This is a genomic window from Sphingomonas sp. CFBP 13706 (genome assembly GCF_014842355.1).
GTDB classification, from domain to species: Bacteria; Pseudomonadota; Alphaproteobacteria; order Sphingomonadales; family Sphingomonadaceae; genus Sphingomonas; species Sphingomonas aerolata.
Map to the genome: position 1 here is coordinate 65,964 of NZ_JACYVM010000011.1, position 16,851 is coordinate 82,814.

At 66.9% G+C, this 16,851-nt stretch carries 16 protein-coding genes and 1 other RNA gene; 5 read left to right on the forward strand and 12 right to left on the reverse strand.

Annotated elements, in window-relative coordinates; genetic code table 11:
• The first annotated feature begins 25 nt into the window (after positions 1-25).
• On the forward strand, positions 26-418 hold the full coding sequence (locus IFS44_RS16855; RefSeq protein ID WP_192099318.1) for a JAB domain-containing protein: 393 nt from the start codon (positions 26-28) through the stop codon (positions 416-418).
• A gap of 34 nt (positions 419-452) precedes the next feature.
• Here IFS44_RS16855 and IFS44_RS16860 read toward each other — a convergent pair whose 3' ends face one another.
• The 3 genes from IFS44_RS16860 to IFS44_RS16870 are packed head-to-tail and all read right to left on the reverse strand — an operon-like array spanning position 453 to position 4,879.
• The gene (locus IFS44_RS16860) at positions 453-1,172 is read right to left on the reverse strand and encodes a class I SAM-dependent methyltransferase (RefSeq protein WP_107932122.1); all 720 of its coding nucleotides are present in this window, start codon (positions 1,170-1,172) and stop codon (positions 453-455) included.
• A gap of 2 nt (positions 1,173-1,174) precedes the next feature.
• A complete protein-coding gene (gene prfB, locus IFS44_RS16865) occupies positions 1,175-2,302 on the reverse strand; it encodes a peptide chain release factor 2 (RefSeq protein ID WP_031394840.1) in 1,128 nt (375 codons plus the stop codon).
• 57 nt (positions 2,303-2,359) lie between these two features.
• Positions 2,360-4,879 carry a penicillin-binding protein 1A gene (locus IFS44_RS16870; protein ID WP_192099319.1) on the reverse strand — a complete coding sequence of 840 codons (2,520 nt, stop codon included), beginning with the start codon at positions 4,877-4,879 and terminating at the stop codon, positions 2,360-2,362.
• A 140-nt stretch (positions 4,880-5,019) separates the two neighbouring features.
• Here IFS44_RS16870 and hrpB point away from each other — a divergent pair, with 140 nt between their 5' ends.
• Both hrpB and IFS44_RS16880 read left to right on the forward strand, forming a co-directional pair.
• Positions 5,020-7,476: an ATP-dependent helicase HrpB gene (hrpB, locus tag IFS44_RS16875; RefSeq protein WP_192099347.1), complete on the forward strand. Its 2,457-nt coding sequence runs from the start codon at positions 5,020-5,022 to the stop codon at positions 7,474-7,476.
• A gap of 9 nt (positions 7,477-7,485) precedes the next feature.
• Positions 7,486-7,767, forward strand: coding sequence for an ETC complex I subunit (locus tag IFS44_RS16880; protein ID WP_031440756.1), 282 nt, complete (start codon positions 7,486-7,488; stop codon positions 7,765-7,767).
• Between the two features lie 57 nt (positions 7,768-7,824).
• Here the strand turns inward: IFS44_RS16880 and IFS44_RS16885 are convergent, their stop codons facing one another.
• From IFS44_RS16885 to IFS44_RS16900, 4 genes are read right to left on the reverse strand one after another with little or no spacing between them, the layout of a single operon-like run.
• Positions 7,825-8,328, reverse strand: coding sequence for an NUDIX hydrolase (locus tag IFS44_RS16885; protein WP_197977924.1), 504 nt, complete (start codon positions 8,326-8,328; stop codon positions 7,825-7,827).
• Positions 8,325-8,996 carry a TPM domain-containing protein gene (locus IFS44_RS16890; protein WP_192099320.1) on the reverse strand — a complete coding sequence of 224 codons (672 nt, stop codon included), beginning with the start codon at positions 8,994-8,996 and terminating at the stop codon, positions 8,325-8,327. Before IFS44_RS16890 ends, IFS44_RS16885 begins: the two co-directional genes overlap by 4 nt.
• 1 nt (position 8,997) lies before the next feature.
• Positions 8,998-9,849 (reverse strand): TPM domain-containing protein, encoded by an 852-nt coding sequence (locus IFS44_RS16895; protein WP_192099321.1) that lies wholly within the window; start codon positions 9,847-9,849, stop codon positions 8,998-9,000.
• Positions 9,850-9,865: 16 nt separating this feature from the next.
• Positions 9,866-10,465, reverse strand: a complete 600-nt coding sequence (locus IFS44_RS16900) for a LemA family protein (RefSeq protein ID WP_031394860.1) — start codon at positions 10,463-10,465, stop codon at positions 9,866-9,868.
• A gap of 104 nt (positions 10,466-10,569) precedes the next feature.
• On the opposite strand from IFS44_RS16900, the gene mscL reads away from it, so the two are divergent.
• Positions 10,570-11,040, forward strand: coding sequence for a large conductance mechanosensitive channel protein MscL (gene mscL / locus IFS44_RS16905; RefSeq protein WP_056679956.1), 471 nt, complete (start codon positions 10,570-10,572; stop codon positions 11,038-11,040).
• A 36-nt stretch (positions 11,041-11,076) separates the two neighbouring features.
• On the opposite strand, the gene IFS44_RS16910 is transcribed toward mscL, so the two are convergent.
• Entirely contained in the window at positions 11,077-11,508 is a 432-nt protein-coding gene (locus IFS44_RS16910; RefSeq protein WP_031394858.1) for an RrF2 family transcriptional regulator, read from the reverse strand.
• A gap of 60 nt (positions 11,509-11,568) precedes the next feature.
• Between IFS44_RS16910 and ssrA the strand changes: the two genes are divergently transcribed.
• Positions 11,569-11,924, forward strand: a transfer-messenger RNA (tmRNA) gene (gene ssrA, locus IFS44_RS16915).
• A 67-nt stretch (positions 11,925-11,991) separates the two neighbouring features.
• Here ssrA and IFS44_RS16920 read toward each other — a convergent pair.
• From IFS44_RS16920 to truB, 4 genes are all read right to left on the reverse strand, one after another.
• Positions 11,992-12,708: a hypothetical protein gene (locus IFS44_RS16920; RefSeq protein ID WP_192099322.1), complete on the reverse strand. Its 717-nt coding sequence runs from the start codon at positions 12,706-12,708 to the stop codon at positions 11,992-11,994.
• Positions 12,709-12,922: 214 nt separating this feature from the next.
• Positions 12,923-15,343, reverse strand: a complete 2,421-nt coding sequence (pnp, locus tag IFS44_RS16925) for a polyribonucleotide nucleotidyltransferase (RefSeq protein ID WP_056405276.1) — start codon at positions 15,341-15,343, stop codon at positions 12,923-12,925.
• A 194-nt stretch (positions 15,344-15,537) separates the two neighbouring features.
• Complete coding sequence (gene rpsO, locus IFS44_RS16930; protein WP_031394369.1) at positions 15,538-15,807, reverse strand: 30S ribosomal protein S15; 270 nt, start codon at positions 15,805-15,807, stop codon at positions 15,538-15,540.
• Between the two features lie 20 nt (positions 15,808-15,827).
• Complete coding sequence (truB, locus tag IFS44_RS16935) at positions 15,828-16,736, reverse strand: tRNA pseudouridine(55) synthase TruB (protein WP_192099323.1); 909 nt, start codon at positions 16,734-16,736, stop codon at positions 15,828-15,830.
• Between the last annotated feature and the right edge of the window lie 115 nt (positions 16,737-16,851).

The window sequence follows — 16,851 nt, forward strand, 5'->3', positions numbered from 1 at the left end:
GGGCGGCGATGCGACAGTCGAGGTGGTGCCCGCCTCGCCCGCCTCCGCTCCGATCATTGCCGACCTTGCAGCGGCGTGCGCGCTGTTCGCAAGGCTTGGGCATGCAGCGACCGAGGCGGTGGCGGTCGCCTATCTTGATCCGAATCGGAGGCTTTTGGGCATGCGGCATGTGGCGGGCGGGCGCGATCAGGTGCGGATCGCGGTACGCAGTATCGCTGCCGATGCGCTGGCGTTCGCGGCGCAGGGGGTGGTGATCGCGCACAATCATCCGAGCGGGGACGTGACCCCGAGTACCCGCGACGTGGCGTTTACCCGTGCGCTGGCGGCCGGGTTGCGGACCGTGGAGGTCGTGCTGCTCGATCACGTGGTGATCGCTGGCGACCGGGTGGCGAGCCTGCGCGCGATGGGGGTGGTCTGACGGTCCGGAGCAACACTTGCTCCACCCGGTGGCGCTATTTCGTCCGGCAGGCGCGGATCGCCTCGGGCGCGGGGCGCGGGCCGGTCGCACGGAACATGGCCATATAGCCGCCCGCCGACGGCATCTCGTCCCTGTCGACCTGCGTATAGCCGACCGCCGCGAACTCGCATTTGAGCAGTGCGGGCGGCGTGCCGTGGTTGCGCGTCTCGCGATCGGCATCGACGACGACGACGAGTCCGTCGGGTTTCAGGGAAGGGCGAAGCCGCCACAGGAATTCATAGGGCTGCTCGATCTCATGGTACATGTGCACCATCAGCACGCGGTCGAAACTCGCCGGGGGCAGCTTCGGATCATTGGCTTCACCGAGCCGCACGCTGACATTGGCGAGATCTTCGCGCGCGACGCGCTCCGCCAGCTGGTCGCGCACGCTCGCGACGATGTCCTCTGCGAGAACGCGACCGTCCTTGCCGACCCGCGCGGCGGCGCGGATCGTGTAATAGCCCTCGCCTGCGCCAATATCGGCGACGGTCATGCCCTTGCGGATATCCGCCTTGGTCATGACCTCGCCCGCTTCGTTCAACCGGTCGCGCGCTTCCTCGTTCGACCAGCGCGCGGAGACGATCGACGCGACCGGCCGGTCGGCGGCGGGGAAGGGGCCCGCATCCTTGGGTTCACGCTGGATCAGCGGTTTGCTGCCATCGCATGCCGCTAGCAGCCAGATCGGGGACAGCAGCAGGGCCAGGACGCGCGTCATCTTCAATCGACGTCCTCCACCTCGACCGCCTCGCCGGTCACACGCTGCGACAGCGCGGCGGCCATGAAGGCCTCGAGATCGCCGTCGAGCACGTCCGACGGACTGGTCGAGACCACGCCGGTCCGCAGGTCCTTCACCATCTGGTATGGCTGCAGCACATAGGACCGGATCTGGTGGCCCCAGCCAATATCGGTCTTCGACGCATTCTCGGCATTGGCTGCCTGCTCGCGGATCGCGAGCTCGCGCTCGTAAAGGCGCGCGCGGAGCTGGTTATAGGCCTCGGCCTTGTTCTTGTGCTGCGATCGCTGGTTCTGGCACTGCACGACGATGCCGGTCGGGACGTGCGTGATGCGCACGGCCGAATCGGTCGTGTTGATGTGCTGGCCGCCTGCGCCCGATGCGCGATACGTATCGATACGCAGGTCGCTCTCGTTATACTCGACCTCGATATTGTCATCGACGACCGGATAGACCCAGACGCTGGCGAACGACGTGTGACGACGCGCCGCGGAATCATACGGGCTGATCCGCACCAGCCGGTGAACGCCGCTCTCGGTCTTGGCATAGCCATAGGCGTTCTCGCCCTTCAGCAGCAGCGTCGCGGACTTGATCCCCGCCTGCTCGCCCGAATGCTGGTCGACTAGTTCGACCTTCAACCCGTGGCGTTCGCCCCAGCGCGAATACATCCGGCTGAGCATGCCCGCCCAGTCCTGGCTCTCGGTCCCGCCGGCGCCGGCATTGACCTCGATATAGGTGTCGTTGGCATCGGCCTCGCCCGCGAGCAGCGCCTTGATCTTGTCCTTGTCCGCGCGGGCGGCGAGTTCGGCGAGCGCGGCGACGCCGTCCGCTTCCATGGCGGTGTCGCCCTCGGCTTCGGCCATTTCGATCAGCTCGGACGTGTCGCTGAGCTCGCTTTCGATCGCGCGCGTTGCACTGATCGCCTCGTCGAGACGACGACGCTCGCGCATCACCTCCTGCGCAGCCTTGGGGTCCGACCAGAGCGCCTGATCCTCGACGCGCGCGTTCAGCTCGTCGAGACGACGCAGTGCGCGGTCCCAGTCGAGAAAACGGCGCAATAGCGCCAGCGCGTCCTTGATGGTGTCAACGTGAGCCTGCGCTTCGGCGCGCATGGGTATTCTCCAGTGTTGGGACAGGCATGATCGGCCAGCCCCGGAATATGGGGACGGCTAGTAGATTCCGCCCTGTCTTTGCAAGAAATCGCTGTCGCGCGGGGCCTCTGCCTTGGGGGCGGCGGTCGGCGCGGTGGTGGTGGTGGGGGCGGGGCCCGCACGGCGCGCGGCACGCCGCGGTTCGCTTTCGGGCTTGAACGCTTCCCAGATGACGCCCGGTTTGGGATCATCGGTGTTCGGCCATGTCCCATAGACCGGGCGGCCGCTCCCCCGGTCGATCCGGACCATCCGGATGCCCGCGGGTGCGCGGAATGGCAGCTTGGGCAGATCGGCATAGGCCTTGACCGCGAACTGCTTGAAGATCGGCGCGGCCAGCGTGCCGCCCTGCGCTGCGCTGCCAAGGTTCCGCGGCGTATCGAAGCCGATATACAGCCCGCCCACATATTGCGGGGTTCCGCCGATGAACCAGACGTCGGTCGGGCCATTGTTCGTGCCCGTCTTGCCGAACATCGGCCGATCGAGATCGCGCAGCGTCACCGCGGTGCCGCGCTGGACGACCCCTTCGGTGATGTGAACCATCTGATAGGCGGTCATCGCGTCGAGCACCTGGCGCTGGCGCGCGACCGGACGCGGCATCGGCTTGCCGTCCCAATCGGGGGCGTTGCAGCGATCGCAGGCGCGCCAGTTCTCGGGCCAGATGACCTTGCCGTGACGATCCTGGACGAAGTCGATCAGCGACGGCGGCCCGCCTTTGCCGTTGTTCGCGAGGATCGAATAGGCGTTGACCATCCTCCCCACGGTGGTTTCGCCGGCGCCCAGCGCGAAGGAGAGATAAGGCGCGTAATCGCCGACGCCCATCTTCTTGATGGTGGCAACGACCTTGGGCATGCCGGTCTGCGCGGCGGCGCGGACCGTCATCAGGTTGCGCGACTGTTCGATGCCCCAACGCATCGTGTGCGGCCCGGCGCCGCGCGAATTGCCGAAGTTGCGGAAGCATTTCTGCCCCAGCCGCGCACCCTGATAGACACAGAACGGCCCGTCGACGATGATCGAGGCGGGCGTCATCCCGTTGTCGAGCGCGGCGGAATAGACGATGGGCTTGATCGTCGATCCAGGCTGGCGCATCGCCTGGGTGGCGCGGTTGAACGCCTGGAGCCGGTCGTCGAAGCCGCCCTGCATCGCAAGCACGCGGCCGCTGGCAGGCTCCTCGACGACGAACGCACCCGAAACCTTGGGGATCGCCCGGAGCGCGAACTCGCCGCCTTCGGGTGCGACCGCGATGATGTCGCCGGTCTTGATCGCCCCGAACGCATTGCCGCCCTTGCCGCGCACCGCCATCTGCGCGGCATAGCGCGGCAGCGTGCCGGTCTTGCCGGTGCGGAAGCCCAGGTTCCAGCTATTGCCGTCCTTGCCGGTCACGATCGCCGCGACCCAGTTGCGGTAATCGAGCGCGATGTTGCTGTTGAGCAGCGGCTGGAGCCAGTTGTCGTCCTCGATCTCGACATGGCGGATCGGCCCGTTCCAGCCGCGCCCGCTGTCGAAGCGGACCAGGCCATCACGCAGGGCCTGCTGCGCCAGATCCTGCAACCGCGTGTCGAACGAGGTCCGCACCCAGAGGCCGCCCGAATAGACGCTGTAAGGGCCGTCCTTCGCGCTTTCGCCGAACTTGGCCATTAGCTGGCGGCGGACTTCCTCGACGAAATAGCCGCCGACGCTTTCAAACCGCGGCGTGCGTCGCAGCACGACCCCCAACGGTTCGGCGTTCGCCCCGTCGAATTGCGCGCGGGTGATGAACCCGTTCTCGAGCATCCGGTCGAGCACATAGTTACGCCGCGTCATTGCGCGGTCGTGATAGCGCACCGGATCGTAATTCGACGGACCCTTGGGCAGGATCGCGAGATAGGCGATCTGTGCGAGATCGAGCTGGTCGAGGTCCTTGTCGAAATAGGCGTGGCTGGCGGCTTCGACGCCGAACGCGTTCCGGCCAAGCGCGATCTGGTTCAGATAGAGTTCGAGGATCTGAGGCTTGGTCAGCGTATCCTCGATCTTATACGCCAGCACCGCTTCGCGAAGCTTGCGCGTCGGCGAATATTCGTTGCCGATCAGAAGATTCTTGGCGACCTGTTGCGTGATCGTCGATCCGCCGCGGGCGCGTCGGCCGCTGCCGATCTTCGAGACATAGTCAAAGACCGCGCCGGCAAGTCCCGGAAAGTCGACGCCGTGATGCTCGAAGAACGACTTGTCCTCCGCCGCCAGGAACGCATTGATCAGCATCGGCGGATATTCGGCGAAGCTGAGCTCGACGCGGCGTTCACGCGCATAGCTGTGGATCGGGGCCCCATCGATCCCGCGGACATTGGTCGGCAAGGGCGGTTCGTAGGTGCGCAGCGTATCGACCGAGGGAAGGTCGCGGACGACGATCAGCCAGAAGCCGAACAGCGCGATCAGCCCGAGGCCGAACAACGCGAGCGCCGCCTTGATCCAGCGGCTCGCCCAGACGCGCGCGACACTGCCGCGCAGCCTGTCGGTGGTCCGGCGGGTCGCCGTCGAAGAGTTTGGGGAAGGATCGGACGCCATATTCGTGCCCCGCGTCTAGCAGGTTCGCGCGTCCTTGCCAGCCGCGTTCGGCGGGGTGGGGGCTGGACACGACGGTCGCGGTGGTGCGCGGACCCCTGAAAAGCGGTTGCGCCACGACCGATCTGTGGCAGCAGGCGGCGATGACCCCGCCGCCGCTCCCGATCCTTGCCGTCCTGCCCGACCTGCTCGCTGCGCTGCGTGCGCGGTCCTCCGCCGTGCTCGTCGCGCCGCCGGGCGCGGGCAAGACGACCGCGGTCGCGCCTGCGCTGCTCGCGGAAGCCTGGTGCACCGGCGAGATCCTGCTGCTCTCACCCCGGCGCCTGGCCGCGCGGGCCGCGGCGGAGCGCATGGCGGCGACGGCGGGCGAGCCCGTCGGGCGCACTTATGGCTATGCGACGCGGATGGACAGCAAGCGATCCGCGGCGACGCGCGTCACGGTCGTCACCGAGGGCATCTTCGTCGCGCGGATCCAGTCCGACCCGGAACTGGCGGGGGTGTCCGCGGTGCTGTTCGACGAGGTGCACGAACGCAGCCTCGACGGCGATTTCGGGCTCGCGCTCGCACTCGACGTGCAGGCGGGCTTCCGCCCCGACCTGCGACTCGTCGCGATGTCGGCCACGCTCGACGGCGCGCGGTTCGCGGCGGTGATGGACGACGCGCCGGTGATCGAGAGCGAGGGGCGCAGCTATCCGTTGACGCTGCGGCATATCGGTCGCGCGGCCGAGGCGCGGATCGAGGATGGCATGGCGGCGGCGATCCGCCGGGCACTCGGCGAGGAGCAGGGCGGCGTGCTCGCCTTCCTGCCCGGCGTCGTGGAGATCGAACGGACCGCGGACCGGCTCGCGAACCTGCCCGACGACATCGTCGTGCACGAACTTCATGGCAGCCTCGATCCGGCAGCGCAGCGTGCGGCGATCCTTCCCGAACCCGATGGCCGTCGCAAGGTCGTGCTGGCGACCAGCATCGCCGAGACCAGCCTGACGCTCGACGGGATCCGGATCGTCGTCGATTCGGGTCTCGCGCGGCGCCCGCGTTACGACCGTGCGGCGGGCATGACCCGCCTCGTCACCGAACGCGCGAGCCAGGCCGCGGTCACGCAGCGCGCCGGGCGTGCCGCGCGTCTGGGTCCAGGCACCGCCTACCGGTTGTGGGAAGAGGCCGCGACCGCGGGACTGCCGCGGTACGATCCGCCCGAGATCCTCGAGGCTGATCTGTCCGCGCTGGTGCTCGCCTGTGCCTTGTGGGGTGTCGCCGACCCCCGCGACCTGCGCTGGATCGATGCGCCGCCCGCTGCGGCGATCGACGAGGCGCTGCGCCGGCTGGCGACGCTCGAGGCGATCGACGAAGACGGTCGCCCGACGGCGCATGGCCGTGCGATCGCGAAGCTGCCGATGCCGCCGCGCCTTGCCCATATGCTGTTGCGCGCCGGGGAGCGGGGACTCGCGGACGTCGCCGCGCAGGTCGCGGTGCTGCTCGGCGAGCGTGGGATCGGCGGTCAGGACGTCGATGTCGAAACCCGCCTGCGCCGCTGGAAGACCGAACGTGGCGTGAAGGCGCAGGCCGCGCGCGGGATGGCCGAGCGGTGGGCGCGCCTCGCACCGTCGCGCGGGTCTCTCTCGCCGGCAGACGGGGGCGTCGCCACGTGCATCGCGCTTGGCTATCCCGACCGCGTCGCCCGGCGGCGTGATCCGTCCGGCGAAACCTGGGCATCGGTCGGCGGACGCGGGTTCCGGCTCGATCCGACGTCGCCGCTGGCGCGTGCGGAATGGCTTGCGGTCGCCGATACGCAAGGGTCCGCGGCGGGCGCGCGGATCCTGTCCGCGGCGGTGATCGATCAGCCGACGGTCGAGGCGCTGTTCGCCGATCGGATCGAATCGCGCCGCACGGTCAGCTTCGACCCAGCGACCGGCGGCATCCAGGCGCTCCGCGAACGCCGGCTCGGCGCGATCCGGCTGTCGAGCGGACCCGACAGCGGCGCCGATTCCGACGCGATCCTCGCCGCGCTGCTGGAGGCGGCTTGCGAGCACGGTCTTTCGCTGCTGCCGTGGAGCGACGGCGGGCAGGCGTTGCGCGACCGCGCCGCTTATGCGGGGGTGCCGCTCGACGATGCGGCGTTGCTCGACCGCCTGGACGAATGGCTTGCGCCGCTGCTCGTCGGAAAGCGCCGACTCGATGCGATCGCCCCGGGGGCACTCGTCGAGGCGTTGCGCAACCTGCTCGGCTGGGATGCAATGCAGACGATCAACCGCCTCGCGCCGCCCGATTTCACGAGTCCGGCGGGGAGCACGCACGCGATCGACTATGCCGCCGAGGGAGGGCCCCGTGTCGAACTGCGCGTCCAGGCGCTGTTCGGGCTCGGCGTGCATCCGACCATCGGCGAAGCGCGCGTTCCACTGGTGCTGAGCCTCACGTCGCCGGCCGGACGCCCGATCCAGACGACGCGCGATCTGCCCGGTTTCTGGGCGGGAAGCTGGGTCGCGGTCGCCAAGGAAATGCGCGGTCGCTACCCCAAGCATCCCTGGCCCGACGATCCCGCCGCGGCATCGGCGACGCTGCGCACGAAAAAGGCGGATGCAAGGGGCGCAACTTCGCGATAAGGGGAGCCCATGCCAACCGCCCGTATCTTCCAGCGCCCCAAGAACGCCATGCAGTCCGGCAAGCACCGGACCGACAGCTGGCAGCTCGAATTCGAACCCTCGGAGCCCAAGCGCCCCGACCCGCTGACCGGCTGGGCCGGCAGCGGCGACACGCGCGACCAGCTCCGCCTGTTCTTCCCGACCGCCGAGGCCGCGATCGCGCATTGCGAGCGTGAAGGGTTCGGCTACACGGTCGTACCGGCGCCGCAGAAGACGCTGAAGCTGCAGAGCTACGCGGACAACTTCAAATAAGCGACTACCCGACGCCGTTCCGGCGACGGGGTTGAAAACGGCTCAGCGCGAGCGTCGCTAGAGGATCGATCCCGCGAGGATCAGCAGCATCTTCGCGTCGATCGCAACGCCCGCCTCACGCTTTGCCGCGACGAAGGCGGGAATGTCGGCGAGTGGTACCCGGTGCACGGTGATGTTCTCGTCACCATCGCCGCCGCCATCGCCGACCCTGGTCAGCCCGGTCGCACGGACCAGCGTGAAGCATTCGGACGTCATCCCCGGCGACGAATAGAAGAGCCCCAGATCCTCGATCGCGGCCGCGCGGTAGCCGGTTTCCTCCTCGAGCTCGCGCCCGGCGGCGACCGCGACGCTCTCGCCTGCGGTCTCGTCACCGACCAGCCCGGCGGGCAGTTCTAGGCAGGCGCGGCCCAGCGGTACGCGAAACTGTTCGACCAGAATGACGTCGCCCGCGTCGATCGCAACGATCACGGCTGCCGCGATCTGCCCGCGACGTTCCGCATATTCCCAAGTGCCTTCAGTCTGCACGGTCAGGAACTTGCCCGCCCATACGGTCGTGCTCATAATTCGATCAGCCTGTCGGGAAGTTCGTTGATCGCCGCACCGGCTCGCGGGAAATGCTCGGCGAGTACCGTGCCGATCTGCGCAACGGCATCGGCCATGCCGTCTGCCGGCCGGTCGTCGCGCACCGCAGTGAGGACGGCCGCCATCGCCGCACCCCAGATCTCGTTCGGCACGCGCGAATGGATGCCCGAGTCCGCGACGATCTCCGCGCGGTGTTCGGCTAGCGACAGGTACAGCAACACGCCTGTCGCGCCGCGCGTGCGCTTTTCGGCACCCGCCCGGAACAGCATCACCGCACGCCGGCGCACCCGCCGTGATTTCGTCGCGCCCGGCGTCAGCGCGAGTCGCAACGCGGGGATAGTGAGCAGCAGGCGCATGCCCAGGAACACCAGCGTCATCAGGACGAGCGCGATCGCGAACAACGCGCCCTGTGGTGCCGACTGCCCCCACGGATCGACAAGCCGCGCATAGATCTGGTCAGCCGCCACCGGGTGCAGCGCGAGCACCGCAAGGCTCAGCAGCATGGCAAGCACGGACCATTGCAGCGAGACGTCGTGATAGGCGTCCGACTGGCGCGCGACGATCGTGACGATCTCGCCCGTCGTCGTGGTCTCGGCCTGCGTCACCGCGGCGGTGACGCGGCCGTGATCGGCTTCGCTCAACCGCATGTCACCAACTCCCCGATGCGCCGCCGCCGCCGGCAGAGCCGCCGCCGCCGCCGCCAAAACCGCCGCCCATCCAGCCACCGCCGCCGCTGTCGCCGCCACCGCCGCCCCAGCTGCTGCCACCGCCGCCGCCGCGCCGTGACATCTCGTTGGCGATGCTCCACAGCACGATCGGCAGTGTCCCGTTGCCGCCGCCACCGCTTGAATAGCGGGTGCCACCGGCACGCCGCGAGATCATCGGAATGACGATCGCGGCGGCCACGATCCCGAAGATGATCAGCCCGATCGGCACGCCGCCACCGTTGCCGGACGGCGCGCGGCGATGCGTCTTGTCATATTCGGCCGCCGCTGCGCCGACCTTCGCGCGGGCCTCGGCGTCGGGCAAAGCGAGCTGGTCCGCGACCGCATTCGTGCCCGCGACGATCCCGCCGGTCATGTCCCCGGCCTTGAAGCGCGGCAGGATCTGCTGGTTGATTACGACGCTCGAAAACGCGTCGGTCAGGACCGGTTCCAGCCCGTAGCCGACCTCGATCCGCACCTTGCGATCGTTCGGCGCGACGAGCAGGATCGCACCGTTATTGGCGTCCTTCAGCCCGACCCCCCAGTTCCGCAGCAGGCGATAGCCATAATCCTCGATCGGATAGCCCTGCAGATCGGCGACGGTCGCGACGACCAGCTGGTTGCCCGTCGCCTTTTGCAGATCGTCGAGTCGTTTGGTGAGCGCCGCTTCCTGCTCGGGCGGGATCACGTTTGCCGAATCCACGACGAAGCCGGTGAATTTCGGGAAGGTCTGGGCGCCTGCGGTGCCGCTGCCGAGCAGCACCGCGAAGAGGAGCGCCGCGAGGACGCGGATCATGCCGCCGGCCCCGCGATCAGCTCGCGTTGCCGAAGTTCACCGTCGGCGCCGTCTCGGCCCCCGGCGTGGTCGCGGCAAACGGCACCATCGGCTTTGCGCCATAGAAGATCTTCGCGCCGACCGCGTCGGGGAAGGTGCGGATCTTGGTGTTATAAGCCTGGACCGCGCCGTTATAGTCGCGCCGTGCGATCGTGATGCGGTTCTCGGTGCCTTCGAGCTGGCTCATCAGCGTGGTGTAATTGGCCTGGCTCTTTAGCTCGGGATAGGCTTCCTGCAGTCGCTGCAGCGACAGCCCGACAGCACCCTGCACGCGCGAGAACTGCTCGATCTTCGCAGGGTCGGTCAGGTCGTCGCCAGAGACCTGCACCGTGCTCGCCGCGGCGCGCGCCTGCGTCACCTCGACCAGAATGCTCTTTTCCTGCGCGCCGGCCGCCTTGACCGTCGCGACGAGGTTGGGGATCAGGTCGGCGCGACGCTGATAGTCGTTCTGGACATCGGCCCAGCGCGCCTTCACATTTTCCTCGGCGGTCGGGATGCTGTTGATCCCGCAGCCGCCAAGCGTCGCCGCGAGCGCAACGACGGCGGATCCGCGAAGAATCTGGGCATAGGACGACATCGGGGCTCTCCTGCTGGTCTGTATCACCCCCATAGGACAGCGGACCGGCTTGGCGAAACCGAAATCGATGGCTAGCGTGCAGTGGACTGGAAAAGGGGGCGCAAATGCTCAAGGAATTCAAAGCGTTCATCATGCGCGGCAACGTGCTCGATCTGGCTATTGCGGTGATCATCGGGGCGGCGTTCAGCAAGATCGTCACCTCGCTGACCGACGACGTGCTCATGCCGGTGATCGGCAAGATTTTCGGTGGGCTCGACTTTTCGAGCTATTTCTGGCGGATGGGTCCCGTCCCCGCAAACTATGTCGGGTCGCTCAGCGACTATGCCGCGCTGAAGAAGGCGGGGGTGCCGTTGCTCGGCTATGGCGCGTTCGCGACGCAGCTTGTCAACTTCGTGATCGTCGCCTTCATCATCTTCATGATCCTGCGCGTGGTGAACCGCGCGGCGGCGCTGATCGAGCGTGAAACCGCGCGGCTCAAGCGTGAGGAAGAAGCGACGCCAGTCGCGCCAGCGCCCGAGCCGGTCGAGATCGCGCTGCTGCGGGAGATCCGCGACGAGCTCAAGGCACGCGGCTGATCGACCGGTCCCTCTCCCCGCGCGGGGAGGGGGAGATCAGGCTGCGGCCAGATCCTCGGCGTTGGCATCCGCCAGGCTCGTGCCGTCGAGGATCCGTGCAGTCTCGTCGCGGACGCGCATCATCGCAAAGCGGATCGCGCAGTCTGCCTCGCTCTTGCAGTCGAGGCAGGGCCGATAGGCGGTCCGGCTTACGCAAGGCACCAGCGCGAGGGGGCCCTCGATGATCCGGATGATCTCGCCGAGCGAGATCAGGTGGCTGGGGCGCGATAGGCGATAGCCGCCCATCTTGCCGCGATGGCTGTGCAGCAAACCGGACTCGCGCAGGTCCGCAAGGATCAGCTCGAGAAACTTGCGCGGTACATTGGCCTCGGCCGCGATGCGGGTCATCGGGATCGGTGGACCACCGACCGGGGCACCGCCAAGGAAGATCATCGCGCGAAGCGCGTAGCGAGAGCGCTGCGTCAACATAATACAGATTTCTATGCACGCGGTTTGTGGCGAGCGAAAGGCCGCAAAGGGCAAAATCACGGGCTTTTAATCGGCCGACCGCCGCTCTATATCACAAGCGTCATCGGGGGAATTCTCTCCTGGTGACTATGGCGATAAACCGTGGCGTGTCATAGACACAGCGGACCCGGGGGCAGTACCCGGCGACTCCACCACCGCCCTCTTCGCAAGAGGGGGACGATGACGGGGTCGAACTAGGATCGACGTGTGTTCAACGACGCTATGTTTCGCTCGGAATGGGACCACCGCAACGGCCCATACACAAGTGCCAACGATAACGAAGCACTCGCAATTGCCGCATAACTGACGGTCTAACGACCTAAGTTATACGGACGAAAGCGCGGTTCGGGCCACACCGGGCAACAGAAGTGGAAACCGGCGGTACGGGGGGCACCGAGCAACAGAAGCTCCCCACTCAAATCATACTCAAGCGCGCGCCCGCCGTCAGGCGGCAAGTTGCGCGACCAGCTTGTCGAGCCGCGGGCTGAACCCGACGATGTCGATCAGCAGCTGTACGAGGGTCAGCATTCCCGCGCCCCACCAATAGGCCAGGTGCACCCGCCCGCGCAGTTGCGCATCGAACAGCATCGCAGCCCCCAGATAGACCATGGTGGCGACGAATATCGCCCATGTGCCGGACGGGCCCATGAGCGGCATCGGCAGAATGCGCCCCAGCGCCGGCGACATGATCAGGATCGTCGCGCACAGCATCAGGCGCTTGTGCCAGTCGGACCGGTGTCTCAACTGGATCGCCCAGCCCGCCAGGATGGCAAAGCCGATGATCTGAAGGTCGAGCGCGAGGAAAAGGCCCGGCGTGAAGAAGGGCGGGACGCGGTTTAGCCGCACGGCCATGACCGTCGTCGCGACGCCCACCACGACCATGACCGGGATCAGGCATGCGGTCGCGACGCCCAGTCGCCGGTGCATCGCGATTGACCCCCGGTCGACCAGCCAGTTCTGCGCGACGTAGAGGATGATCCAGCCGAAGAAGACGGCAGCGTGCAGATGGACCTGGGCGGGAAGCCCGACGATGTTCCAGTCCGTCCGCTGCAGGTCCAGCCCGAACCCCGCGAAGACGGTGACCGCGATGATCGCAGCCAGCATGAGATAGAAACGCCGCTCGGCGGTGATCGCCGACACGCTGGTCGCCAAGGTTGCCATGATGCCCCCGCATCTTTGCTGCCTTGGCCGAGAATGCGCATGCACGCTGGACGCTGCAAGCCGATAGCAGCGTGTCCGGCCGTCATTCTCGTACAAATTGCCGAGCGCGGATCCCGCGGCATCGCGCCGCCGGCTTCCGCAATCGTGATCGCCACGAAAAAGGGGACCCGGTTGCCCGGATCCCCTTTCGCTAGTTGCCAGTCGGCAAGATCGCTTAGTCGCGATCGCCCGTCAGGAACGCCGGAGCGAACTCGGGGGCCTTGTCGCCGTCCGAACGCTCGGCGCGGGGAGCGCGCTCGCCGCCCTGGCCACCGCCGTCGCGACGCGGGCCACGGCCACCGCCGTTGCCGCCATCACGACCGCCATCGCCGTCACGACGCGGGCCACGGGGACCACGATCACCGCCGCCGCCTTCGCCGCGCGGGCCACGGCCGCCACCGCCGTTACCGGCGTCACGACCACCATCGCCATCGCGACGCGGACCGCGCGGACCACGGTCACCGCCTTCGCGCGGCTCACGGGCAGGACGCGTGTCCTCCAGCTCTTCGCCGGTCGTCTGATCGACGACGCGCATCGACAGGCGAACCTTGCCGCGCGGATCGATCTCGAGGACCTTGACCTTGACTTCCTGGCCTTCGCTCAGCGCATCCGAGACCTTCTCGACGCGCTCGTTCTTGATTTCGGACACGTGGACGAGACCGTCCTTGCCACCCATGAAGTTCACGAACGCACCGAAGTCCACGAGGTTGACGACCTTGCCGTCATAGACCTTGCCGACTTCGGCTTCCTCGACGAGGCCCTTGATCCACTTGATCGCGGCTTCGATCTGCGCGGGGTCGGACGACGACACCTTGATCACGCCCTCGTCGTCGATGTCGACCTTGGCGCCGGTCTGCGCGACGATCTCGCGGATCACCTTGCCGCCGGTGCCGATGACTTCACGGATCTTCGACTTCTCGATCGTGAAGGTCTCGATACGCGGTGCGTGTGCCGACAGCTCCTCACGCGTGTGGTCGAGCGCCTTGGCCATTTCGCCCAGGATGTGCGCGCGGCCTTCCTTGGCCTGTGCAAGCGCCTTGCCCATGATCTCCTCGGTGATGCCGGCGATCTTGATGTCCATCTGCATCGTGGTGATGCCCTCGGACGTGCCGGCGACCTTGAAGTCCATGTCGCCGAGGTGATCCTCGTCGCCCAGGATGTCCGACAGAACCGCGAAGTTCTTGCCCTCGAGGATCAGGCCCATCGCGATGCCCGAGACCGGACGCTTCAGCGGAACGCCCGCATCCATCATCGACAGCGAACCGCCGCAGACCGTCGCCATCGACGATGAGCCGTTGCTCTCCGTGATGTCCGACAGAACGCGGATCGTGTACGGGAACTCTTCCTTCGACGGCAGCACCGGGTGCAGCGCGCGCCAGGCGAGCTTGCCGTGGCCGACTTCGCGACGACCCGGCGCACCGAAGCGACCGACTTCACCGACCGAGTAGGGCGGGAAGTTGTAGTGGAGCATGAAGTTTTCGTACGAAAGCCCATTGAGGCCGTCGATCATCTGCTCTGCGTCGCGCGTGCCGAGCGTGGTGGTGCAGATCGACTGCGTCTCGCCGCGCGTGAACAGCGCCGAGCCGTGCGTCCGCGGCAGGAAGTGCACCATCGCCTCGATCGGACGGATCTGCGTGGTGGTGCGGCCGTCGATGCGGGTGCCGTCCTTGAGGATGGCGCCGCGGACGATCTCCGCCTCCAGCTTCTTCATCAGCTTGCCGGCCGCCATCTGGTCCTGCGGGGTCGCATCGGCAAAGGCGGTCTTGCCCTTGGCGCGTGCGGCGTTCAGCAGGTCCGAGCGCTTGGACTTGTCGGTCACCTTGTAAGCAGCCGCAATGTCCTTGCCGATCAGCTTCTTCAGCTTGTCCTTGGCGGTCGACAGGTCGGCCTGCTCGGCCATTTCCCAAGGATCCTTGGCAGCCTGCTCGGCCAGATCGATGATCAGGTTGGCGGCTTCGCGGCATGCCTTATGCGCGAACTGGACCGCGCCGAGCATGATCTCTTCCGAAAGCTCCTTGGCTTCCGACTCGACCATCATCACGGCCTGGCCGGTGGCGGCGACGACGAGGTCGAGGTCACCCGCCTTGGCTTCGTCGAGCGTCGGGTTGAGGATGTAGGCGCCATCGACATAGCCGACGCGTGCTGCGCCGATCGGACCCATGAACGGCACGCCCGAGATCGTCAGCGCCGCCGATGCCGCGACCATCGCGAGGATGTCCGGCTCGTTCTCGCCGTCATACGACAGAACCTGGCAGATCACGTTGATCTCGTTGTAGAAACCCTCTGGGAAGAGGGGACGGATCGGGCGATCGATAAGACGGCTGGTCAGCGTCTCCTTTTCGGTCGCGCCGCGCTCACGCTTGAAGAAGCCACCGGGAATGCGGCCGCTTGCGGAGAACTTCTCCTGGTAATGGACGGTGAGCGGGAAGAAATCCTGCCCTTCCTTGACGGTCCGTGCAGCCGTGACGGCGCACAGAACGACGGTCTCGCCGAGGGTGGCGAGCACGGCGCCGTTTGCCTGACGGGCCACGCGGCCGGTCTCGAGCGTCAGCGTCTTGCCGCCCCACTGGGCGCTTACGGTTTTGGTATCGAACATTTCGTTTCCTTCACTCCGGCGGCCAGATGCCGACCGGGGCCTATGTGCGAGCTAAGCCGGCTCGCGGCGGTGTGGAGCGAGTTGTCGCTCCTTGCCAGTCCACCGAATTGCGTCCTGGCGTTTGCCTCCGCGCGCGATGGCGCGGAATCAAAGTCGTATATACAAAAACGGCCCCCCGAAGGGAGCCGTTCGTTTTACTTGCGGAGACCGAGCTTCGCGATCAGATCCAGATAGCGCTGGCCGTCCTTGTGACGGAGATAGTCCAGCAGCGACCGGCGCTTGTTGACCATCATCAGGAGACCACGACGCGAGTGGTTGTCCTTCTTGTGGCCCTTGAAGTGCTCGGTCAGGTTCTTGATCCGCTCGGTCAGGATCGCGACCTGGACTTCGGGCGAACCCGTGTCGCCGTCCTGGCGTGCGTGGATCTTGACCAGCTCGGTCTTGCGTTCAGCGGTAATCGTCATGAATTCTCAGTCCTTCGACATCACAGATTGAAACCGCGAACGACCCGGACGTCTCCGTCCTCGACCTCGACCAGCGCGACCGGGACAGCGTCCAGCTCGGCGAAGTATTGGCCATCGTCTGCGGCGATCCCGGCCAAGATACGCCCCTGTCGGAGCGCCCCTGCCTGGTCGGGGGTGAGGGAGAGAGCCGGGATGTCGTCCAGCGCCACCCTCAAGGGCAGTAGTACATCTTCAAGCGCGGAGGCCTTAGCGAGTTCGTCCAGTTTGTCCAGCGATATCGCCGATAAGAGGTCGAACGGACCGGCCTTGACGCGCCGCAGCATGGTGACGTGGCCGACGGTTCCGAGCGCCAGCGCGATGTCGTGTGCGAGGGAGCGGATATAGGTGCCTTTGGAGACGTGCGCGGTGAGGGTGACTGCCTCCAGTTCCTCCCCGACCTCGTCATCCAAAAGACGGGTGGGGTGGGTGGTGAGCGTGTGGATCGTCACGTTCCGGCTGGCGAGCACCACGTCCTGCCCGGCGCGGGCGAGGTCGTAGGCGCGCTCGCCATCAATCTTGAGTGCGGAATAGGCGGGGGGCACCTGCGCGATCGGGCCGGTGAACTGCGCCAGCACCGCCTCGACCGCTGCCATCGTCGGGCGCACGTCGGAGGTGGCGATGCTCACGCCCTCGGCGTCGAGCGTGTCGGTCTGGACCCCGAACATGATGGTGAAATCATAGATCTTGTCGCTGTCGAGCATCCGCCCGGCAAGCTTGGTCGCCTCGCCGACCGCAATCGGCAGCACGCCGGTCGCGAGCGGATCGAGCGTGCCGCCGTGGCCGACCTTGAACTTGCCATAGCCGCCGTTGCGCAACGCGCGCTTCACCGCGGACACGCCCTGCGTCGAGCCCAAGCCCAGCGGCTTGTCGAGAATGATCCAGCCATGCATGTCGTAGGATCCTTGAATATCGGGGGCTCGTCCGGCCCTCCCGTTCGTCCTGAGCGAAGTCGAAGGACATGAGGCAGAAGTGCTTCGACTTTGCTCAGCACGAACGGGTAGGGAT

Excerpts from the sequence above, each read along its gene's own strand:
- IFS44_RS16895 (WP_192099321.1), bottom strand. The coding sequence starts at position 9,849 with ATGATCCGCGTCCTCGCGGCGCTCCTCTTCGCGGTGCTGCTCGGCAGC.
- mscL (WP_056679956.1), top strand. The coding sequence starts at position 10,570 with ATGCTCAAGGAATTCAAAGCGTTCATCATGCGCGGCAACGTGCTCGAT.
- rpsO (WP_031394369.1), bottom strand. The coding sequence starts at position 15,807 with ATGACGATTACCGCTGAACGCAAGACCGAGCTGGTCAAGATCCACGCA.
- hrpB (WP_192099347.1), top strand. The coding sequence starts at position 5,020 with ATGACCCCGCCGCCGCTCCCGATCCTTGCCGTCCTGCCCGACCTGCTC.
- IFS44_RS16910 (WP_031394858.1), bottom strand. The coding sequence starts at position 11,508 with ATGTTGACGCAGCGCTCTCGCTACGCGCTTCGCGCGATGATCTTCCTT.
- truB (WP_192099323.1), bottom strand. The coding sequence starts at position 16,736 with ATGCATGGCTGGATCATTCTCGACAAGCCGCTGGGCTTGGGCTCGACG.
- IFS44_RS16880 (WP_031440756.1), top strand. The coding sequence starts at position 7,486 with ATGCCAACCGCCCGTATCTTCCAGCGCCCCAAGAACGCCATGCAGTCC.
- prfB (WP_031394840.1), bottom strand. The coding sequence starts at position 2,302 with ATGCGCGCCGAAGCGCAGGCTCACGTTGACACCATCAAGGACGCGCTG.
- IFS44_RS16885 (WP_197977924.1), bottom strand. The coding sequence starts at position 8,328 with ATGAGCACGACCGTATGGGCGGGCAAGTTCCTGACCGTGCAGACTGAA.
- pnp (WP_056405276.1), bottom strand. The coding sequence starts at position 15,343 with ATGTTCGATACCAAAACCGTAAGCGCCCAGTGGGGCGGCAAGACGCTG.
- IFS44_RS16900 (WP_031394860.1), bottom strand. The coding sequence starts at position 10,465 with ATGTCGTCCTATGCCCAGATTCTTCGCGGATCCGCCGTCGTTGCGCTC.
- IFS44_RS16890 (WP_192099320.1), bottom strand. The coding sequence starts at position 8,996 with ATGCGGTTGAGCGAAGCCGATCACGGCCGCGTCACCGCCGCGGTGACG.
- IFS44_RS16870 (WP_192099319.1), bottom strand. The coding sequence starts at position 4,879 with ATGGCGTCCGATCCTTCCCCAAACTCTTCGACGGCGACCCGCCGGACC.
- IFS44_RS16860 (WP_107932122.1), bottom strand. The coding sequence starts at position 1,172 with ATGACGCGCGTCCTGGCCCTGCTGCTGTCCCCGATCTGGCTGCTAGCG.
- IFS44_RS16920 (WP_192099322.1), bottom strand. The coding sequence starts at position 12,708 with ATGGCAACCTTGGCGACCAGCGTGTCGGCGATCACCGCCGAGCGGCGT.